Source organism: Klebsiella sp. F11, from assembly GCF_056712265.1.
In genome coordinates, this window is the sequence record NZ_CM160060.1 from 4,131,036 (window position 1) to 4,148,419 (window position 17,384).

The 17,384-nt window shown below is 60.5% G+C and carries 16 protein-coding genes and 1 pseudogene; 8 read left to right on the plus strand and 9 right to left on the minus strand.

Annotation, left to right across the window (positions count from 1 at the left end):
- Window positions 1–99 precede the first annotated feature (99 nt).
- Window positions 100–2,244 carry a TonB-dependent siderophore receptor gene (locus tag AC1M2H_RS20390; RefSeq protein WP_480148804.1) on the plus strand — a complete coding sequence of 715 codons (2,145 nt, stop codon included), beginning with the start codon at window positions 100–102 and terminating at the stop codon, window positions 2,242–2,244.
- A 36-nt stretch (window positions 2,245–2,280) separates the two neighbouring features.
- Here AC1M2H_RS20390 and AC1M2H_RS20395 read toward each other — a convergent pair whose 3' ends face one another.
- Window positions 2,281–2,622: a RamA family antibiotic efflux transcriptional regulator gene (locus tag AC1M2H_RS20395; RefSeq protein ID WP_480148805.1), complete on the minus strand. Its 342-nt coding sequence runs from the start codon at window positions 2,620–2,622 to the stop codon at window positions 2,281–2,283.
- A gap of 32 nt (window positions 2,623–2,654) precedes the next feature.
- Complete coding sequence (locus tag AC1M2H_RS20400; RefSeq protein WP_480148806.1) at window positions 2,655–3,755, minus strand: MBL fold metallo-hydrolase; 1,101 nt, start codon at window positions 3,753–3,755, stop codon at window positions 2,655–2,657.
- A 193-nt stretch (window positions 3,756–3,948) separates the two neighbouring features.
- Here AC1M2H_RS20400 and AC1M2H_RS20405 point away from each other — a divergent pair, with 193 nt between their 5' ends.
- The 3 genes from AC1M2H_RS20405 to nfsB all read left to right on the plus strand — a co-directional run bounded on the left by AC1M2H_RS20405 (window position 3,949) and on the right by nfsB (window position 5,691).
- Entirely contained in the window at window positions 3,949–4,530 is a 582-nt protein-coding gene (locus AC1M2H_RS20405; protein WP_133596679.1) for a TetR/AcrR family transcriptional regulator, read from the plus strand.
- Window positions 4,530–4,898 (plus strand): MmcQ/YjbR family DNA-binding protein, encoded by a 369-nt coding sequence (locus AC1M2H_RS20410; protein WP_480148807.1) that lies wholly within the window; start codon window positions 4,530–4,532, stop codon window positions 4,896–4,898. Before AC1M2H_RS20405 ends, AC1M2H_RS20410 begins: the two co-directional genes overlap by 1 nt.
- A gap of 139 nt (window positions 4,899–5,037) precedes the next feature.
- Entirely contained in the window at window positions 5,038–5,691 is a 654-nt protein-coding gene (gene nfsB, locus AC1M2H_RS20415; RefSeq protein WP_480148808.1) for an oxygen-insensitive NAD(P)H nitroreductase, read from the plus strand.
- On the opposite strand, the gene AC1M2H_RS20420 is transcribed toward nfsB, so the two are convergent.
- Together AC1M2H_RS20420 and AC1M2H_RS20425 are read right to left on the minus strand one after the other, a co-directional pair.
- Complete coding sequence (locus AC1M2H_RS20420) at window positions 5,688–6,731, minus strand: DUF2157 domain-containing protein (protein WP_480148809.1); 1,044 nt, start codon at window positions 6,729–6,731, stop codon at window positions 5,688–5,690. The two genes, nfsB and AC1M2H_RS20420, sit on opposite strands and share 4 nt — an antisense overlap.
- 128 nt (window positions 6,732–6,859) lie before the next feature.
- Window positions 6,860–7,729: a helix-turn-helix transcriptional regulator gene (locus tag AC1M2H_RS20425; protein ID WP_480148810.1), complete on the minus strand. Its 870-nt coding sequence runs from the start codon at window positions 7,727–7,729 to the stop codon at window positions 6,860–6,862.
- Window positions 7,730–7,838: 109 nt separating this feature from the next.
- On the opposite strand from AC1M2H_RS20425, the gene AC1M2H_RS20430 reads away from it, so the two are divergent.
- The gene (locus AC1M2H_RS20430) at window positions 7,839–9,266 is read left to right on the plus strand and encodes an MFS transporter (RefSeq protein WP_480148811.1); all 1,428 of its coding nucleotides are present in this window, start codon (window positions 7,839–7,841) and stop codon (window positions 9,264–9,266) included.
- Between the two features lie 76 nt (window positions 9,267–9,342).
- Window positions 9,343–10,587, plus strand: a complete 1,245-nt coding sequence (locus AC1M2H_RS20435) for a mechanosensitive ion channel family protein (protein WP_426812765.1) — start codon at window positions 9,343–9,345, stop codon at window positions 10,585–10,587.
- A gap of 2 nt (window positions 10,588–10,589) precedes the next feature.
- Here the strand turns inward: AC1M2H_RS20435 and AC1M2H_RS20440 are convergent, their stop codons facing one another.
- A complete protein-coding gene (locus AC1M2H_RS20440; protein WP_480148812.1) occupies window positions 10,590–11,570 on the minus strand; it encodes a LacI family DNA-binding transcriptional regulator in 981 nt (326 codons plus the stop codon).
- A gap of 49 nt (window positions 11,571–11,619) precedes the next feature.
- Between AC1M2H_RS20440 and AC1M2H_RS20445 the strand changes: the two genes are divergently transcribed.
- Together AC1M2H_RS20445 and AC1M2H_RS20450 are read left to right on the plus strand one after the other, a co-directional pair.
- Window positions 11,620–11,772 carry a hypothetical protein gene (locus tag AC1M2H_RS20445; protein WP_480148813.1) on the plus strand — a complete coding sequence of 51 codons (153 nt, stop codon included), beginning with the start codon at window positions 11,620–11,622 and terminating at the stop codon, window positions 11,770–11,772.
- A 102-nt stretch (window positions 11,773–11,874) separates the two neighbouring features.
- The gene (locus AC1M2H_RS20450; protein ID WP_480148814.1) at window positions 11,875–12,291 is read left to right on the plus strand and encodes an Exc2 family lipoprotein; all 417 of its coding nucleotides are present in this window, start codon (window positions 11,875–11,877) and stop codon (window positions 12,289–12,291) included.
- 41 nt (window positions 12,292–12,332) lie between these two features.
- On the opposite strand, the gene AC1M2H_RS20455 is transcribed toward AC1M2H_RS20450, so the two are convergent.
- The 4 genes and pseudogenes from AC1M2H_RS20455 to pheP form a co-directional block, all read right to left on the minus strand.
- Entirely contained in the window at window positions 12,333–13,484 is a 1,152-nt protein-coding gene (locus AC1M2H_RS20455; protein ID WP_480148815.1) for a Gfo/Idh/MocA family protein, read from the minus strand.
- Complete coding sequence (locus tag AC1M2H_RS20460) at window positions 13,481–14,509, minus strand: sugar phosphate isomerase/epimerase family protein (protein WP_480148816.1); 1,029 nt, start codon at window positions 14,507–14,509, stop codon at window positions 13,481–13,483. Before AC1M2H_RS20460 ends, AC1M2H_RS20455 begins: the two co-directional genes overlap by 4 nt.
- Before the next feature lie 16 nt (window positions 14,510–14,525).
- Window positions 14,526–15,767: pseudogene (locus tag AC1M2H_RS20465) on the minus strand (MFS transporter).
- 150 nt (window positions 15,768–15,917) lie between these two features.
- Window positions 15,918–17,294: a phenylalanine transporter gene (gene pheP / locus AC1M2H_RS20470; protein ID WP_480148817.1), complete on the minus strand. Its 1,377-nt coding sequence runs from the start codon at window positions 17,292–17,294 to the stop codon at window positions 15,918–15,920.
- Window positions 17,295–17,384 lie beyond the last annotated feature (90 nt).

The window sequence follows — 17,384 nt, forward strand, 5'->3', positions numbered from 1 at the left end:
TTTGCAATAACATCTGGGCGGTTGGTGATAACCGTTAGATTTTCCCTTCGCGGAAAACGGCTTTCGATGGCAATTAAAACCAAGGACATAGCTAAAAATATGTTTAAAAATAATAATATATCAAAAATCTGGGTCGCGGGTCTGGCGCTGGCTTCCTGCGCGGGGCAGGCGCGGGCGGCGGAGGAGACGCTGGTGGTAACGGCGGGCGGCGGCGAAGATCCCACCGCGCCGCTGAAGGGCATCGTGGCGACAAAAACGCTGTCGGCCACCAAAACCGCCGCCGAGCTTATCAAAACGCCGCAGTCGGTCTCGGTGGTTACCCGGGATCAGATGAAGGCCCTCGACGTCACCTCGGTCTCCCAGGCGCTGCGCTACAGCGCCGGCGTCTTTACCGAGTATCGCGGATCCTCCAACCGCAATGACGAAGTCTTCGTGCGCGGCTTCAGCTACGTGCCGAAGTATCTCGACGGACTGAGCTACGGCGCTACCGCCTCCTCGCAAACCGGCACCTTTGACCCGTGGCTGCTGGAGCGCGTGGAGCTGGTGCGCGGCCCGGCTTCGGTGCTGTTTGGCCAGGTCAATCCCGGGGGGCTTATCAGCATGACCAGCAAGCGCCCCACCGCCCAGCCGCTGCACGAAGTGCAGTTCCGTACAGGCAACAACCATCTGGCGGAAGGGGCCTTCGACTTTGGCGGCCCGCTGAGCGATGACGGCAGCCTGCTGTATCGCCTGAACGGCATCGCCCGCAGCCAGAATAATCAGGTCGACGACTATAAAGAGACGCGGATGGCGATTGCGCCGGCGCTGACCTGGTATCCCAACCAGGCCACCCGCTTCACGCTGCTCACCAGCTACCAAAAAGATCCCGATGCCGGCTACCGCAACTTCCTCCCGCGCTACGGCACCGTCAGCAGCGTCGACGGCAGCTATATTCCGCGCGACTTTAACGTCAGCGACCCTAACTATAACCAGTCGTGGCGCGAGCAAACGATGATCGGCTATGAGTTTGAACATCAGCTTAACGACGCCCTCACCCTGCGCCAGAACGCGCGCTACGCCACCATCAAGCAGAAGTATCGCTATCTGGTCTACACCACCAGCGACGCCAACAGCTCGGTGCTGTCGCGCCGCGCCCAGCGCGAGGAGCGTCAGACCGACGAGTTCGGCATCGATAACCAGCTCGAGGCGCAGTTCACCAGCGGCCAGCTGACGCATACCGCCATCGGCGGGCTGGACTATAAGACCAGCAAGGATAAGCAGTACCTCGGCCGCGCCGGCGGGTCGCAGTACGATATCGACTGGCGCCATCCGGCGTACGGGGTTGACGTCGACGAAAGCACCTTCAGCACCGCCAGCGACGAGCAGCAGAATCTCGATCAGATGGGCGTCTATCTGCAGGATCAGCTGAGCTGGGAGAACTGGGAGCTGCTGCTTTCCGGACGCTACGACTGGGCGGAGGTGCGGGCCACCGACTTTACCAACGCCGGCAGCAGCCAGAAAAACGACAGCAAGTTCACCTGGCGCACCGGCCTGCTGTACGCCTTTGATTTCGGCCTCTCTCCGTACATCAGCTACAGCACCTCCTTTGAACCTAACCTGCAGACCAACCGGGCGCCGGGCGTTGGGCCGTTCGACCCTAGCGTGGGCAAACAGCTGGAGGCGGGCCTGAAGTATCAGCCAAACCCGAATGCGCTAATGACCCTGGCGGTGTACGACCTGACCCAAAGCAACGTCGCCACCTACAACAGCGCGGCGGGATGGTTTGAGAACAGCGGCAAAGTGCGTTCGAAAGGGGTTGAGGCCGAGGCGCACGCCACGGTGTTCGACAACCTGAACCTGATCGCCTCCTACACCTGGACCGACGCCGAAACCGTCAGCACCACCGTGGCGGGCACCGAGGGGAAAACGCCGGCGCGCATCCCGACGCATATGGCGTCGGCCTTCACCAGCTACACCCTGCCCGGCGGCGCGCTGAAAAGCCTGACCGCCGGGGTCGGCATGCGCTATATCGGCACCAGCTACGGTGACGCCAAAAACACCTTCAAGGTGCCGGCGGTGGACCTGTATGACGCAATGGTGAGCTATGAGTTAGGCGAGCTGAGCCCGCGCCTGCAGGGGGCGAAGGTGCAGTTCAACGTGAATAATATCGCCGATACCAAATACGTCGCATCGTGCGCCAGCGATAGCGCCTGTTTCTACGGTATTGGCAGGACGGTAACGGCGACGGTGAACTACGCCTGGTAAGAAAAGCCTCCGCCGGTCTCCCCCGGCGGAGGCGTCTCAATGGGCGCGGTGGTGGTTTTCTTTGCGGTAGGCGCCCGGCGGCTGGTTAAACGTCCGGGTAAAGATGCGGGTAAAGGTCTGCTGCGAATCAAAGCCGTATTTCAGGCAGATATCGTAAACCCGCTGGTCGGTATCGCGCAGATCGCGCGCCGCCAGCCGCAGCTTACGCTCGCGGATATAGCGCCCCAGACTCTCCCCTTTGTACTGTAAAAAGAGTCGTTGCAGATGCCATTTTGAGTAACCGGAGTGGCGAGCAATATCGTCAATACGCAGCGGCTGATGCAAATTGTCATCAATCCACTCAACGATAGTCTCAATCACCTGAGCGGAAATAGTCATAAGTCCTCTCTCCTCTTGAACCACACTGGCGATTAGCGCCACCAGGCATTAAATGATTGTGTCTTATCGGCGACCCAAACCGGTTCGCCAAGCATGGGCGTCAGCAAACGCCATGCCCGTTTTTCGCTGGCCGCAGCCAGCCGTTTATAGGGGTCGTCCCAGCTGTGTCTGGCCAGCACGAAACGCCCGGCATGTCCCGGTAAAACCGCGCGAGCGCCGATATCGTCGGCGGCCTGCGCCGTCTCATCCGGCATCATATGAATATATTTCCAGTCCTGGTCGTACTGGCCGTTTTCCATAATCGCCAGATCTACCCCGCCGAACCGCTCGCCGATGGCCTTGAAATGCGGGCCATAGCCGCTATCGCCGCTGTAGTAAATTTTCTGCTGCGGCGTCACCAGCATAAAGCTGGCCCACAGCGTCTGGTTGCGCTTGAGGCCGCGCCCGGAGAAGTGGCGAGCCGGCAGGACGTGCACGGTGAGCTCATCGCTGACCTTCACCGATTCGTTCCAGTCCGCCTCGCTGATAATCGCCCCATCCATTCCCCAGTAGCGCAGGTGCGAGCCGACGCCCAGCGGCGTGACCACGCGCTTAATTTTCGGCATCAGCGCTCTGATGGTGGCGTAATCGAGATGGTCGTAGTGGTCGTGCGAGATAATCAGCAGATCGATTTCCGGCATCTGCTCGGCGCGCCACGGATAGTCGCCGGGGAAGGCTTTATTGATAAACGAAAACGGCGCGGCGTAGCTGCTGAAGACCGGGTCAATCAGGATGCGTTTGCCCGCCAGCTGCAAAAACCAGGAGGAGTGGCCTAGCCACACCATCGTGTCCTCCCCCGCCGGCAGGCCGGCAAGATCGGTGTTGACCAGCGGCAGCGGCTGCTGCGGCCTGGCGTTTTCGCGTTTGGTCACCAGAAAATCCCACATCGCGGCCAGCATATTTTTCTGCCCGGTAAAGCTCGGCGTGGGCAGCTGGTTGTGAAACTGGCCGTCATGATAGTGCGGCGACTGTTCAACGAGGCTAAGCTGTGCGCCCTGTGGCGCCTTACCAAACCCGGCATTTAACACAAACGGTAAAGCTGTTGCTGAGGCTAATAACATGATGGCGACCACGCTGACGATGACAGGATTCATATTCGGACCAGGCGAAACCCTCTGACTGACCCAAAGGTTTTGCTATAAGACTTGATTATGAGTGAGTAAGCACTCATTATTAGGAAGAAGACGAAAGTCGTCAAGACGATTTTCAATTTTTGACATACACCGTTGCAGTGCCATGGCCAGGCATGCTTAGATCAAGGTTTAAATCCGCGCGAGGTAAAATGCAGTGGCTCGTCCTAAGAGTGAAGATAAAAAGCAGGCGTTACTGGAGGCCGCAACCGCCGCCTTCGCCCAGTCAGGTATTGCCGCCTCAACGTCGGCCATAGCCCGCAGCGCGGGGGTTGCCGAGGGGACGCTGTTCCGCTATTTCGCCACTAAAGACGATCTGCTCAACGAGCTGTACCTCTCTATCAAAACGGGTCTGGTTGCCTCGATGGTGGCCGGGCTGACGCCGAACGAGAAGCGGCCAAAAGAGAACGCGCGCAACATCTGGAACGGCTATATCGATTGGGGCATTCGCCACCCGATGGAGAACAAGGCCATCCGTCGGATGGCGCTCAGCGAAAGGATCACCGACGAAACGCGCACCCGCGTTAAAGAGATGTTCCCCGAACTCAACGAGATGTGCCAGCTGTCGATCAAGGCCATCTTCCAGAGCGATGCCTATCGCGCCTTCTGCGACGCGCTGTTTCTGTCGCTGGCGGAAACGACCATCGAATTTGCCAGCCACGACCCGCAGCGCGCTCGGGAGCTTATCGCGCTCGGGTTTGAGGCCATGTGGCAGGCGCTGCACGAGGACGCCGCCTGATGACCCCCGCGTCGCTGCACGCCAGCGCCCACCGCATCGCGCTGGCCTACCCCTTTACCGAGCACTGCTGGCCGTTCGGCCCGGAGTACGATGTGTTTAAAGTGGGCGGACGCATTTTTATGCTAACCATGAATATTCGCGGCCGGGCGCTGGTGAACCTCAAGGCCGAGCCGCAAAAATCGCTGCTGAATCAGGAGATTTATCGCAGCATCGAGCCCGGCTACCACATGAACAAGAGGCACTGGATTACCGTGGTTCCCGGCGCCGACGTTAGCGAAGATCTGCTGGCGGAGCTGATTGACGATTCGTGGAACCAGGTGGTGAACAAGCTGCCGAAAAAAGTCCAGCAGCGGCTGCGCCCGGCGTGATTTTCAGCGCAGCGCGATAAGTGTTATCGCATTTTTGTCTCTTATCATTTCCCCGACATCGCTGTACTCTTCTCTCACTGAACGCTCCGTAAGGGGCTGTAAACTCAAATTATCTTGAGATTAAACCTGAGGAAGAGTTATGGATATCGTTTCTGTCGCCCTAAAGCGCCACTCCACCAAGGCATTTGATGCCAGCAAAAAACTGACGGCAGAACAGGCGGAAAACCTGAAAACGCTGCTGCAGTTCAGCCCGTCGAGCACCAATTCCCAGCCGTGGCACTTTATCGTTGCCAGCACTGACGCAGGCAAGGCGCGGGTGGCGAAGGCGGCCAGCGGCACCTACGTGTTCAACGAGCGTAAAATTCTCGATGCTTCTCACGTGGTGGTTTTCTGCGCAAAAACCGAGCTGGACGATGCCTGGCTGGAGCGCGTGGTTGACCAGGAGGAGGCCGACGGCCGTTTCGCGACGCCGGAAGCCAAAGCGGGTAACCATAAGGGCCGCACCTTCTTTGCCGATATGCACCGCAAAGATCTAAACGACGCCAACCACTGGATGGGCAAACAGGTCTATCTGAACGTCGGCAACTTCCTGCTCGGCGTTGCCGCAATGGGCCTCGATGCGGTGCCGATCGAAGGCGTCGACCTGGCGATTCTGGATGCGGAATTTGACCTCAAAGCGCAGGGCTACACCAGCCTGGTGGTGGTGCCGGTTGGCCACCACAGCGTCGAAGACTTCAACGCCGCGCTGCCGAAATCGCGCCTGCCGCAGGCGACCACCATCACCGAGATTTAATCTCCCCCGGCACGCCGCTCGCCGGCGTGCCAGATTCTTTCCGCGTAGCGGCCAAGCGCGGCCAGCGATACCGCCAGAATCAGGAAGAACGCCACCTTGTGCATGCTCCCCCAGAAGTACTCGAAAAAGCGGGTATAGAGGTTAAGAGCGAAGAAGGTCAGGCCGAAACCGCGCAGCATGCCGTCATCGGTTTTCAGGCTGATATAGATACAGACCCCAGCCGCTGCGCCAAACAGCAGCGCCCACGGCAGCAGCCGCGTCGGCGAAAGGCCGTACCAGCTTTCCAGATCGTGATTGCCGAAAATCGACAGGATCCAGAGCGCAATAAACAGATAGGTCAGGCCCATCGCTTTGCTGACGGTAAACAGCCGGCGCTGGCGCAACCGCGTTTGCAGCACAAAACAGAGCGCCAGCAGCGCGCCGCCAAACAGCACGAAGCGAATCGGGTAGCTCATCCCCAGCCAGTAGGCGCCCCATCCTGATACATAGCCGGTTTCCGCCCCGAACCAGTTGCCGAGCGCCAGCAGGAAAAACAGCCATACCAGCCCGGATCGGCCAACGTAGCCAATGGCGCCGTAAATCGCACAACCGACGAGGAACAGCGGGGCGATATGGCCGCTGCCGTCATCCAGCCGCACGCCGAGCTGCCAGAGCGTCAGCGCGGTAAACACGACGCCGGTAAACAGAATCGCCTCGGTGCTGTAGTGCCACTGCGCCTCGCGCCGCTGACGGCGAAAGCCCCAGGCGTAACACGCCAGGGCAACCACCGCCGGCATGACAATGCGCGCCAGCGCCGAGTCGCTGAACAGGCCCACCAGCCGCTCAACCAGCTGGCTATCGGCGAACAGGCTGCCCAGGGCAATAAGCAGACAGGCCAGCGCCGTCCAGAAGGCATAGCGGCTCAGGCGCTGCCAGTCGAAGGGAGAACGAACTAAATGCGCGTTTAAATGCTGCTGCATCCGTTCATCGATAACGCGATCTTGCTGCCAGCGGCTCAGGGCCTCGCGGATAATCTTTTCCTGCCTGCGCGTCACTTTCATTGATGGTCATATCCCTACGGCAATATCGCGTAAGTATGACACGGAAAGCGCGCCGCAGCATGCCGGGACGCAACGGCGACGACGCGAAACCGGTTCATGGATATCCCGGCGTCAGAATCGACGCCCTCTTAGCCCTGGTTATCGAGCCACGCCAGCGCCCGCTCGCCGGCCTCGTCTGTCGGCAGATAGACCAGCAGCCGCGAACCGTTACGCGGCGCCGAGTACCAGTACATCTGCTGCAGGCTGAAGCGCCCCAGCTGCGGGTGGTTGAAGTTTTTCACCTGGTTTTCCACGCCGCGCACCTCGTAGCGCTGGTGCCACAGCGCCTCAAACTCCGCCGAGGCGGCGAAAAAGCGCGCCAGCTTATTTTCCCACAGCGGATCGCCCCGGTGCTCGGCCATTGCCGCGCGAAAATAGGAGACAAAGGTCGGCAGCACGTCGCGGTTTTCAATTCGGCTGCGCCAGGTTTCGTTGGTCAGATAGAGGTAGATACAGTTGCGATCCTCCTCGGGGAGGGTGGCAAAATCGAGGCCCATCAGCCGGCAAAAGCTCTCGTTCCACGCCACGATATCAAAGTTCGGCTTCTGGATGCTGGCCGGCTGCGGCATCAGGCTATCGAGCATCCGCCGGGTGCCGGGGCCGATCCCTTCGCATACCGGCACCTGGGCGGCTTCCGGAGGCGTCACTCCCGCCAGCACAAACAGGTGTCGGGTCTCCAGCGGGCTGCACTGCAGCGCGTTGGCCACCGCGGCCAGCACCGACTCCGAGGGATTTACGTCCCGCCCCTGCTCCAGCCAGGTGTACCAGGTGACGCCAACGTCGGCGAGCATCGCCACCTCTTCGCGGCGCAGGCCGGGCGTTCGCCGCCGCCCGACGCGCGGCAGGCCGAGACGCTGCGGATCGAGGCTCTCACGGCGGGCGCGCAGAAAGGCGCCCAGCTGCTTGCGGCTATCGTCGGGCGCGACCGGCAGCGGCGCGCGTTGCGGCATTACGGTCATATGACCTCCAGCATGGTAGTGCTAATACCAGTATAAGCAGGAACTGGTACCCGTTTAATTTATCGTTGATGCTACGTCCATCCGCTGAATGACGCAATGGAGAGATCCAATGAATTCGTCTGCTGTTTCACCCGGCCGCGCCGGTTTATTCCTGCTGTTAACCGGTCAGATGCTGCCGCTGATCGATACCTCAATCACCAACGTCGCGCTGGATTCAATTACCCGCTCGCTGGACGCCAGCGCCACCCAGTTGGAGCTGATCGTCGCGCTCTACGGCGTCGCCTTTGCCGTGTGCCTGGCGATGGGCAGCAAGCTCGGCGATAACTACGGCCGCCGGCGCCTGTTTATGTGGGGCGTGACACTATTTGGCGTCGCTTCTCTGCTTTGCGGGATGGCCAGCTCCATCGGCGAACTGCTGGCGGCCCGCACGCTGCAGGGCGCCGGGGCGGCGCTGATCGTCCCGCAGATCCTCGCCACCCTGCACGTCACCCTGAAAGGCAGCGCCCACGCGCGCGCCATCAGCCTCTACGGCGGCATCGGCGGCATTGCGTTTATCGTCGGCCAGATGGGCGGCGGCTGGCTGGTGTCGGCGGATATTGCCGGGCTGGGCTGGCGCAACGCCTTCTTTATCAACGTGCCGATCTGCCTGCTGGTGCTGGCCTTTAGCCAGCGTTACGTACCGGAAACTCGCCGCGAAGGCCACTCGACAATTGACTGGCAGGGCACCTTCAGCCTGGCGCTGATCCTCTGCTGCCTGCTGTTCCCGATGGCGCTGGGACCGGAGCTGCACTGGCCGTGGACGCTGCAGCTGATGCTGGCGGCGGTGCTGCCGCTGCTGGCATGGATGCGCGTAAGCGCGCTGCGCAAACAGCGCCGCGGCGAGCAGCCGCTGCTGCCTCCGCGCCTGCTCAGGCTCACCAGCATTCGCTTCGGCATGGCCACCGCCCTGCTGTTTTTCAGCGCCTGGTCCGGGTTTATGTTCTGCATGGCGCTGACCATGCAGGCCGGAATGGGCATGGCCCCGTGGCAGTCGGGTAACAGCTTTATCGCCCTTGGGGTGGCCTATTTCGTCTCCGCGCTGTACGCGCCAAAGCTGATTGCCCGCTACAGCATGGGCCGCATTTTGCTGATCGGCCTGACGGTGCAGATTATCGGCCTGCTGCTGCTGATGGCGACCTTTTATCACTTCGGCATCCGCACCTCGACCCTGGCGCTGGTGCCCGCTACCGCGCTGGTCGGCTACGGCCAGGCGCTGATCGTCAACAGCTTTTACCGTATCGGGATGCGCGACATTAGCGCCAGCGACGCCGGGGCCGGCAGCGCGATCCTCAGCACCCTGCAGCAGGCCTCGCTGGGATTAGGCCCGGCGCTGCTCGGTTCGCTGTTTTTAGCCCTCGCCCGGCGCAGCGGCGGCGACTACGCGCTGGCGCTGATCGACTTTCTGGCGGTTGAGGTGGTGATGATGCTGCTACTCGGCGCCATCGCCCTGCGCCTGCGCCATCATCTGAATATTCGCTCGCTGGCCGCCGCCTCATAATTCACCGGCGCGCGGTGGAGATTTGCATAATAGACATCCAGCGGTCATCATAACCGCTGGATGTAAAGGAGACGTTATGCAGGAATTAATATCGCAAATCGCCGCAGCAGGCATCAAAATTACCCCTACGACCTCGCTCATTATTATCTTCGGCATTATTTTTCTGACCGCCATTGTTGTCCATTTAATATTGCACAAGGTGGTACTGCGGACCTTCGAAAAGCGCGCGCAGGCCAGTAGCCATCTGTGGCTGCAGATCATTACCCAGAACAAGCTGTTTCACCGGCTGGCCTTTACCCTGCAGGGGATTATCGTCAACGTGCAGGCGGTGCTGTGGCTGCAAAAAGGCAGCGAAGCCGCCGGGATATTAACCACCGGCGCTCAGCTGTGGGTGATGATATATGCCCTGCTGTCCTTCTTTTCGCTGCTGGACGTGGTCTTCAACCTCTCGCAGAAATTCGCCACCGCGTCGCAGCTGCCGCTGAAGGGTATATTCCAGGGCATTAAGCTGGTCAGCGCCATTATTATCGGGATTCTGGTGATTTCGCTGCTGATTGGCCAGTCGCCGGCTATTCTGATTAGCGGCCTTGGCGCCATGGCCGCGGTGCTGATGCTGGTGTTTAAGGACCCGATTCTCGGCCTGGTTGCCGGTATCCAGCTCTCCGCCAACGATATGCTCAAGCTCGGCGACTGGCTGGAGATGCCGAAATATGGCGCCGACGGCGCGGTTATCGATATCGGCCTGACGACGGTAAAAGTCCGCAACTGGGATAACACCATCACCACCGTGCCGACCTGGTCGCTGGTTTCTGACTCCTTTAAGAACTGGAGCGGCATGTCGGCTTCCGGCGGCCGCCGAATTAAGCGCAGCCTGAATATTGACACCACCAGCATCCATTTTCTCGATGAGCAGGAGCAGCAGCGATTAATTCAGGCGAAGCTGCTGAAACCCTATATGAACTCGCGGCACGAGGAGATCAGCCTGTGGAATCAGCAAAATGCCGCCGACCTCTCGGTGCTCAACCTGCGCAAGATGACCAATATCGGCACCTTCCGCGCCTATTTGCAGGAGTATCTACGCAATCATCCGCGGCTGCGTAAGGATATGACGATGATGGTGCGCCAGCTGGCCCCGGACGCCAATGGCCTGCCGATAGAGATCTACTGCTTCACCAGCACCGTGGTGTGGGCGGAGTATGAGAGCATTCAGGCCGATATTTTCGACCATATCTTCGCCGTGGTCGACGAGTTTGGCCTGCGCATTCACCAGTCGCCCACCGGCAACGACATTCGCTCGCTGGCCGGGAGCATCGGCGCCTGACCTCAGGTACTGGCGCGGGTAATCACGCGCCAGTCCATCATCACCCGCTCGGCCTGCGCCGTCGGGTTATCGATTTTCTTCAGCAGCAGAGTCACCGCCGTGCGGCCAATATCGCGCGACGGCTGCTCAACGGTGGTCAGCTGCGGCGAGACCATCTCCGCAAGCTCGGTGCCATCAAAACCAATCACCGCAATATCTTCCGGCACCCGCAGCCCGGCCTGAGCAATAGCCCGCAGCGCGCCGGCGGCCAGTGAATCCGCCACCGCGAAAACCGCGTCGGGCCGCTCTTTCGCCGCCAGTAGGGTTTCCATCGCCGCTTTGCCGGCCGCCGCGCTGAGATCGCTGGCGTAGGCCACCTGCTGGTAGCTGAGATCCTGCACGTGCAGCACGCTTTTGTAGCCGCGCTCGCGCAGGCGGGCGTAGCGATAGCTCAGGTCGTGGTTAATCAGGGCGATACGCTGACGGCCGCTCTGCGCCAGGCGCAGCACCGCCCCCTGCGAGGCGTCAAGATCGTTAATCCCCACGCAGGAGACGTTGCCGGCATCGGCGTATTCGGCGCACTGCACCCAGGGCGCGTCGCCGATAAGCGTGGTCAGCTCCGGCAGGCTGGCGAGCGCGTTCATCGTAATCACGCCATCGACCATTTTCCCGGAGAGCAGCCGCAGCCCGGAGGTCGAGCGCGCCAAATCGGAGCCGGAGTGGCAGAGTAAAATACGATAACCGTGCTTTTCCGCCTCCTTTTCGATCCCCTTCACCACCTCGGCGCAAAAGGGATTGGCGATATTTGAGACCATCACCAGGATCATGTAGCTGCGGGCGGTGCGCAGCTGGCGGGCCAGCAGATTGGGCTGATAGTTACTTTCCGCAATTGCCTGCAGCACGCGCTCGCGGTTTTTCTCTTTAACGGTCTCGCTGTTGTTGAGCACGCGCGATACCGTCGCCACCGAGACGCCCGCCAGACGAGCAATTTTCTGAATTGACATAGGGGCTGCATTTCCTGCGATAAGCGTAATATGACGCAGGCTATCATAAATGAGCGTGCCGCAGGCATCCAGCATCCGTCGGCTGCGGCGCAAGGACCGCTCGGGGCGTAAAATGGTTCGCGAATATAGCGGCGGCAAAAACTATCAATTATCAGGGCTATTCTCTTCTGCCGTTTACGCTGTCTTTTTTTATGCAAAATAGGCCTGGAGGAAGACGCAAACGGAGCGTTGCTTGCGCCGCTTATTAATAAATAATAATTAAATTTCAATTATTTAAATATCAATGATTAGGGATGATGTTACCATGAAATTAAAATCAACGATTATCGCCATCGCCTGCGCGGCGGCCGTTCTTTCCGGCTGCAGCGCCTCAAAGCCTTCCCCAGAGCGCCACGCCTACTATTTTGTCTCCCATCGCTCCGATTTTGTCGGCGGTAATTTTGCCGTCAATGTCCAGGATAATTACCGCTTAAATCTGCCGACGTTCAGCAAAATCTATCAGCTCGGCAAAGAGGATCGCGCGGCGGGAATGAGTGAAAGCGACGCCAGAAGCAAGGCCGGGCAGATTAAGCAGCAGGCCAGCCAGGGGACAAAGACCGAGCACTCTTTTGACCGTAAGTCTGACGATAAGTGGACCTCATCGATGGAGGATAAAGACGCCCAGCTGTTTGGTCGCGAGCTTTCCGCCGCCTATCTTGATGGCTATCTCGGCGTGAAATAGTCCGCCAGTGCGCCGCCTCAGGCGGCGCATAATCCCCCTCCCTACCGCTCGACGCTGACCCAGCGCTGCTGCCGATGGCTGCGCAAAATAGCCTCCACGATATACATTACGTCCGCCCCTTCATAAAACGATGCGAACTGCCGGGAGCGCGCATCCGGCATTGCTCCGGCGCGCACCGCCTGGTAGAAGCTCAGCATCATGTTTTTGAAGGCGTCCGGCCAGCCCTCGATATGGCCGGCGGGGAAGTGCGCGCTGCCGGCAACGTCCCGCTGCATCAGGGAAGGATCGTCGCTTAGGATCTGGTTTGGCCGGCCGCGCTGGCCGACCCACAGCCGCTGGGGAATCTCCTGATCCCACGCCAGGGCGCCGGCGCTGCCGCTGATTTCAACCGTCAGCTGATTCTTCCTGCCGGCGCTCACCTGCGAGACACTGAAGCAGCCCCTGCTGCCGTCATCAAAGCGCACCAGCACCGAGCCCCGGTCTTCGGTATCCACCGCCCGCTCCTCGTCGCCCCGGCCGTCGTGCTGCTGGCCGAAGGTAGCAGCGCCCTGCGAAGCCGCCCGGCGGGTGGGCCACACCGTCGAGAGGTCGGCCATCACCTCGGTGATGCGGCGTCCGGTCATAAACTGCACCGTATCGCACCAGTGCGAGCCGATATCCGCCATCGCCCGCGAGGCCCCGCCCAGCGCCGACTCCACCCGCCAGTTGTAGTCCGTTTGCAGCAGCATCCAGTCCTGCAAATAGCCGCCGTGCGCCGAAAACAGCCGCCCGATCAGGCCCTCACGGATCATGCTCGCCGCCTGCTGCACCATCGCGAACTGGCGGTAGACAAAGCTTACGCCGTGCACCACCCCGGCCTTTTCCGCCAGCGCCACCAGCTCGCGCGCCTCGTCCGGGCGCATGCACAGCGGCTTTTCCGAGAAGACGTGCAGCCCGGCGCGCAGGATCTGGCGATTAATCCCGGCATGCAGATGGTTCGGCGTGCAGTTGTGCACCACCTGCAGGCCCGGATGAGCCAGCAGGCTTTCGACGCTGCCGTAGGCATGGGCGACGTTCAGCTGCCGCGCTTTTTCCTCCGCCTGCGCCAGGCTGTGGTCGCCCAGCGCCACCACCTCAATATCGCCCACCCGGCGCAGCGCCTCAATATGCGCCGGGCCGATAAACCCGCTGCCGATAATGCCGACCTGAATCATCCCCGCACCTCGCTTCCGGCGGCAAAGTCGTCAAACGCCCGCCCGGAGACCGGAATGATGTGGCGGCGGATAAATTCGCTGCCCTCGCGGGCGCCGGCCTCCGCCTCTTTCAGGCAGCACTCCCACTCCAGCACCGCCCAGCCCGCATAGTCATACTCGGCGAGCTTGCTAAAAATACGCTGAAAATCGATCTCCCCGTCCCCCGGCGAACGGAAGCGCCCCGCCCGCTGGAGCCAGTTCTGGTAGCCGCCGTAAACGCCGCAGCGGCCGTCGCGGCGGAACTCCGCGTCCTTGACGTGGAAGGCTTTTATCCGCTGATGATAGATGTCGATATAGGCCAGGTAGTCCATCTGCTGCAAGTGCAGATGGCTGGGGTCATAGAGCATATTGCAGCGCGGGTGATTATCCACCAGTTGCAGAAAACGCTCAAAGGTCACGCCATCGTGTAGATCTTCGCCGGGATGAATTTCGTAACACAGATCGACCCCCTGCTGGTCAAAGCAATCGAGGATCGGCCGCCAGCGGCGGGCCAGTTCGCTAAACGCGTCCTCAAGCAGCTGCGGGTTGTGCGGCGGCCAGGGGTAAAAATAGGGCCACGCCAGCGCCCCGGAAAAGGTGGCGTGCGCCGCCAGGCCTAATCGCCCGGAGGCGATCGCCGCCTGCTGCAGCTTTTCGCAGGCCCAGCGCTGCCGCGCCTGCGGATTTCCGCGCAGCGCGGCGGGCGCAAAGCCATCAAACGCCGCGTCGTAGGCCGGATGCACCGCCACCAGCTGCCCTTCCAGATGCGTGGAGAGCTCGCTAATCACTAGCCCGCGATCCGCCAGCCGCCCCTTAACGTCGTCGCAGTAGGTCTGGCTGGCGGCCGCCTGCTCAAGGTCAAAGATCGCCGGATGATTGCACGGGATCTGCAGCGCGCGATAGCCCAGACCCGCGGCCCACTCCGCCAGCCCGTCGAGGGTGTTAAACGGCGGCTGCGCGCCGATAAACTGCGCCAGAAAAATGCCCGGCCCCTTGATAGTTCTCATCACCACCTCCGAAAAATTAGCGCTGCTCTTGCTCGCGATACTGGAAAGAGAAAAGGAAAACAAGCGCGATAACGGCCGCCGCAACCGCCGGGATCCATCAGAAGGTGACCCACGCCTGCGGTACGGCCTGCCCGGCAACCAGCCGGTTATACAGGGCGCCGGAAATTTGTGAACCGAGCAGCATGCCGATGCCGTAGGTGAACATCACGATCATGCTCTGGGCCTGACCTTTTACCTTCTCCCCCGCCACCCGGTCGGTGTAGATAAAGCCGACGACGAAGAAAAAGTCGTAGCACACGCCGTGCAGCAGGATGCCGAGATAGAGCAGGAAGCGCCCCTCTTCGCTGACGCCGAGGGCAAAGAAGGCGTAGCGAACGAACCACGCGATCATCCCCACCAGCAGCATATATTTTACCCCGAGGCGGCGGAACAGCAGCGGGATCACCAGCATAAAGAAAATTTCCGACATCTGGCCGAACGACATCGCGGTGCTGACGTCGGCCACCCCCGCGTCCGCCAGGTAGGAAGCGGTGTAGGCATAATAGGTGCCCAGCGGAATGGAGATCAGCGTCGCGCACAAGGAGAAGATAAAGAAGTGGCGCGTTTTCAGCAGCGCAAAGGCGTCGGCGCACAGCAGATCGCGCAGCTTCACCGGGAGCCCTTTCGCCGGCGCCGGGGTATGCGGCAGGGTCAGGCTGTAGATCGCCAGCGCCACCGAGCACAGCGCCGCCAGCGTGAAGATCGCCGTGGTATCGGAAATACCGGTCACCCCGATGCAGATCCCGGCGATAATCCAGCCGATGGTGCCGAAGACGCGCACCACCGGAAAGGTTTTATCGACGTTCGCCAGGCTGTGGAAAGCGATATTGTTGGTCAGTGCCAGCGTCGGCATATAGCACAGCGTATAGCCAAACAGCAGGCCGATCAGCAGCGCGCCGTTTTGCACGACCAGCGCCTGCGGCACAAACCACAGAATTGCCGCTCCCGCCAGGTGCATCACCGCCATCACCTTCTGCGACGGGAAGAAGCGATCGACCAGCATCCCCAGCACAAACGGCGATAAAATGGAGGCAATCGGCCCGGCGGAGAACGCATCGCCGATCAGCAGCGCCATATCGTAGCGCGTCATCACCAGGCCGAGGGTCACCGACCAGCTCCCCCAGATGAAGAACTGCATAAACATCATTAACGACAGGCGCGGCACCAGAAACCGGTGCTGTACGCGGGCCCTTTCACGACCTTCAGCTGTTGCTACCATTTTGACCGCCCTCAAAAAGTAATCGATTACAAAACACCCCGACAAACAAAGTAATCGATTACAAAAAGAAGATCCTTAAGCAAATACGCTAAGCGCGAAGAAGATCACAATAAAGGGTAACGGCTCCGCCGGACGACGGAGCCGCGGGCGTTACGCCGGGCGGCGCAGCACCTTGAAGACGATAAACAGCAACAGGATCCACGCCGGCAGCAGAATGGCCGACAGCCGCATCCCGTCGATCGTGCACATCAGCACCAGAATCAGCCCCAGGAAGGCGATGCAGAGGTAGTTTCCGCCCGGCGCCAGCAGCGCTTTGAACTTCGGCTCCCGCCCCTTGCGGCGCTGCGCGGCGCGGAATTTCAGATGCGCCATGCAGATCATGATCCAGTTCAGCAGCAGCGTCGCCACCACCAGCGCCATCAGCAGGCCCAGCGCCTTTTGCGGCAGCAGGTAGTTAAGCACCACCACCAGGGAGGTGATCGCCCCGGAGAGGATCAGGGAGTTGACCGGCACGCCGCGCCTGCTGACCCGGGCAAGAAACTTCGGCGCGTTGCCCTGCACCGACAGGCCGAACAGCATCCGGCTGTTGGAATAGACACCGCTGTTATAGACCGACAGCGAGGCCACGAGGATGACGAAATTGAGCGCAGAAGCCACCACGTTGCTGTCGAGATTATGAAAAATCATCACGAACGGGCTGCTGTCAGATTTGATATCCACCCACGGATAGAGCGCCAGCAGCACCACCAGCGAACCGATATAGAACAGCAGGATACGGTAGACCACCTGGTTCACCGCCTTGGGGATGCTCTTTTCCGGGTTCTGCGCTTCCGCGGCGGTGATGCCGATAAGCTCGAGGCCGCCAAAGGAGAACATAATCACCGCCAGCGACATCACCAGGCCGTGCCAGCCGGTGGCCAGAAAGCCGCCGTGACGCCACAGGTTATCGAATCCCGCCTTGCTGCCGCCGTGGCCGCCAAACAGCATCCACAGGCCAAAGCCGATCATCCCGACAATCGCCAGCACCTTAATCAACGCGAACCAGAACTCCGCCTCGCCGTACAGGCGCACGTTCACGAGGTTAACGGCGTTGATGATAATAAAGAAGGCCGCGGCCCACACCCAGGTGGGAACGTCCGGCAGCCAGTACTGCATGTAGATGCCGGCGGCGGTCAGCTCCGCCATGCCCACCAGCACGAACATCACCCAGTAGTTCCAGCCGGAAAGAAAGCCGGCAAACGGGCCCCAGTATTTATAGGCAAAGTGGGCAAACGAGCCGGAGACGGGCTCTTCCACGACCATTTCGCCAAGCTGGCGCATGATCAGAAAGGCGATGATCCCGGCGACGGCGTAGCCGATAAGAACCGCCGGGCCCGCCATTTGAATCGCCGGACCAATGCCGAGAAACAGGCCGGTGCCGATAGCGCCGCCGAGGGCGATGAGCTGGATATGTCGGTTCTGTAAACCGCGATGAAGCATCGGGCCGCTCTGTTCTGCGGTATCCGACTGCGTTGACGCGTCTTTCACGTCGATCCCCTGTCAGTTTTAGTGAAGGGGCACCTTTTACACTTATGCTCGTCCGACTTCAAGCCGCAGATGCGTTTGTTGCCGGCGACG

What these genes read in the sequence shown, in the direction of transcription:
- AC1M2H_RS20390 (WP_480148804.1), top strand. Translation starts at nt 100, where the DNA reads ATGTTTAAAAATAATAATATATCAAAAATCTGGGTCGCGGGTCTGGCG.
- AC1M2H_RS20395 (WP_480148805.1), bottom strand. Translation starts at nt 2,622, where the DNA reads ATGACTATTTCCGCTCAGGTGATTGAGACTATCGTTGAGTGGATTGAT.
- AC1M2H_RS20400 (WP_480148806.1), bottom strand. Translation starts at nt 3,755, where the DNA reads ATGAATCCTGTCATCGTCAGCGTGGTCGCCATCATGTTATTAGCCTCA.
- AC1M2H_RS20410 (WP_480148807.1), top strand. Translation starts at nt 4,530, where the DNA reads ATGACCCCCGCGTCGCTGCACGCCAGCGCCCACCGCATCGCGCTGGCC.
- nfsB (WP_480148808.1), top strand. Translation starts at nt 5,038, where the DNA reads ATGGATATCGTTTCTGTCGCCCTAAAGCGCCACTCCACCAAGGCATTT.
- AC1M2H_RS20420 (WP_480148809.1), bottom strand. Translation starts at nt 6,731, where the DNA reads ATGAAAGTGACGCGCAGGCAGGAAAAGATTATCCGCGAGGCCCTGAGC.
- AC1M2H_RS20425 (WP_480148810.1), bottom strand. Translation starts at nt 7,729, where the DNA reads ATGACCGTAATGCCGCAACGCGCGCCGCTGCCGGTCGCGCCCGACGAT.
- AC1M2H_RS20430 (WP_480148811.1), top strand. Translation starts at nt 7,839, where the DNA reads ATGAATTCGTCTGCTGTTTCACCCGGCCGCGCCGGTTTATTCCTGCTG.
- AC1M2H_RS20435 (WP_426812765.1), top strand. Translation starts at nt 9,343, where the DNA reads ATGCAGGAATTAATATCGCAAATCGCCGCAGCAGGCATCAAAATTACC.
- AC1M2H_RS20440 (WP_480148812.1), bottom strand. Translation starts at nt 11,570, where the DNA reads ATGTCAATTCAGAAAATTGCTCGTCTGGCGGGCGTCTCGGTGGCGACG.
- AC1M2H_RS20445 (WP_480148813.1), top strand. Translation starts at nt 11,620, where the DNA reads ATGAGCGTGCCGCAGGCATCCAGCATCCGTCGGCTGCGGCGCAAGGAC.
- AC1M2H_RS20450 (WP_480148814.1), top strand. Translation starts at nt 11,875, where the DNA reads ATGAAATTAAAATCAACGATTATCGCCATCGCCTGCGCGGCGGCCGTT.
- AC1M2H_RS20455 (WP_480148815.1), bottom strand. Translation starts at nt 13,484, where the DNA reads ATGATTCAGGTCGGCATTATCGGCAGCGGGTTTATCGGCCCGGCGCAT.
- AC1M2H_RS20460 (WP_480148816.1), bottom strand. Translation starts at nt 14,509, where the DNA reads ATGAGAACTATCAAGGGGCCGGGCATTTTTCTGGCGCAGTTTATCGGC.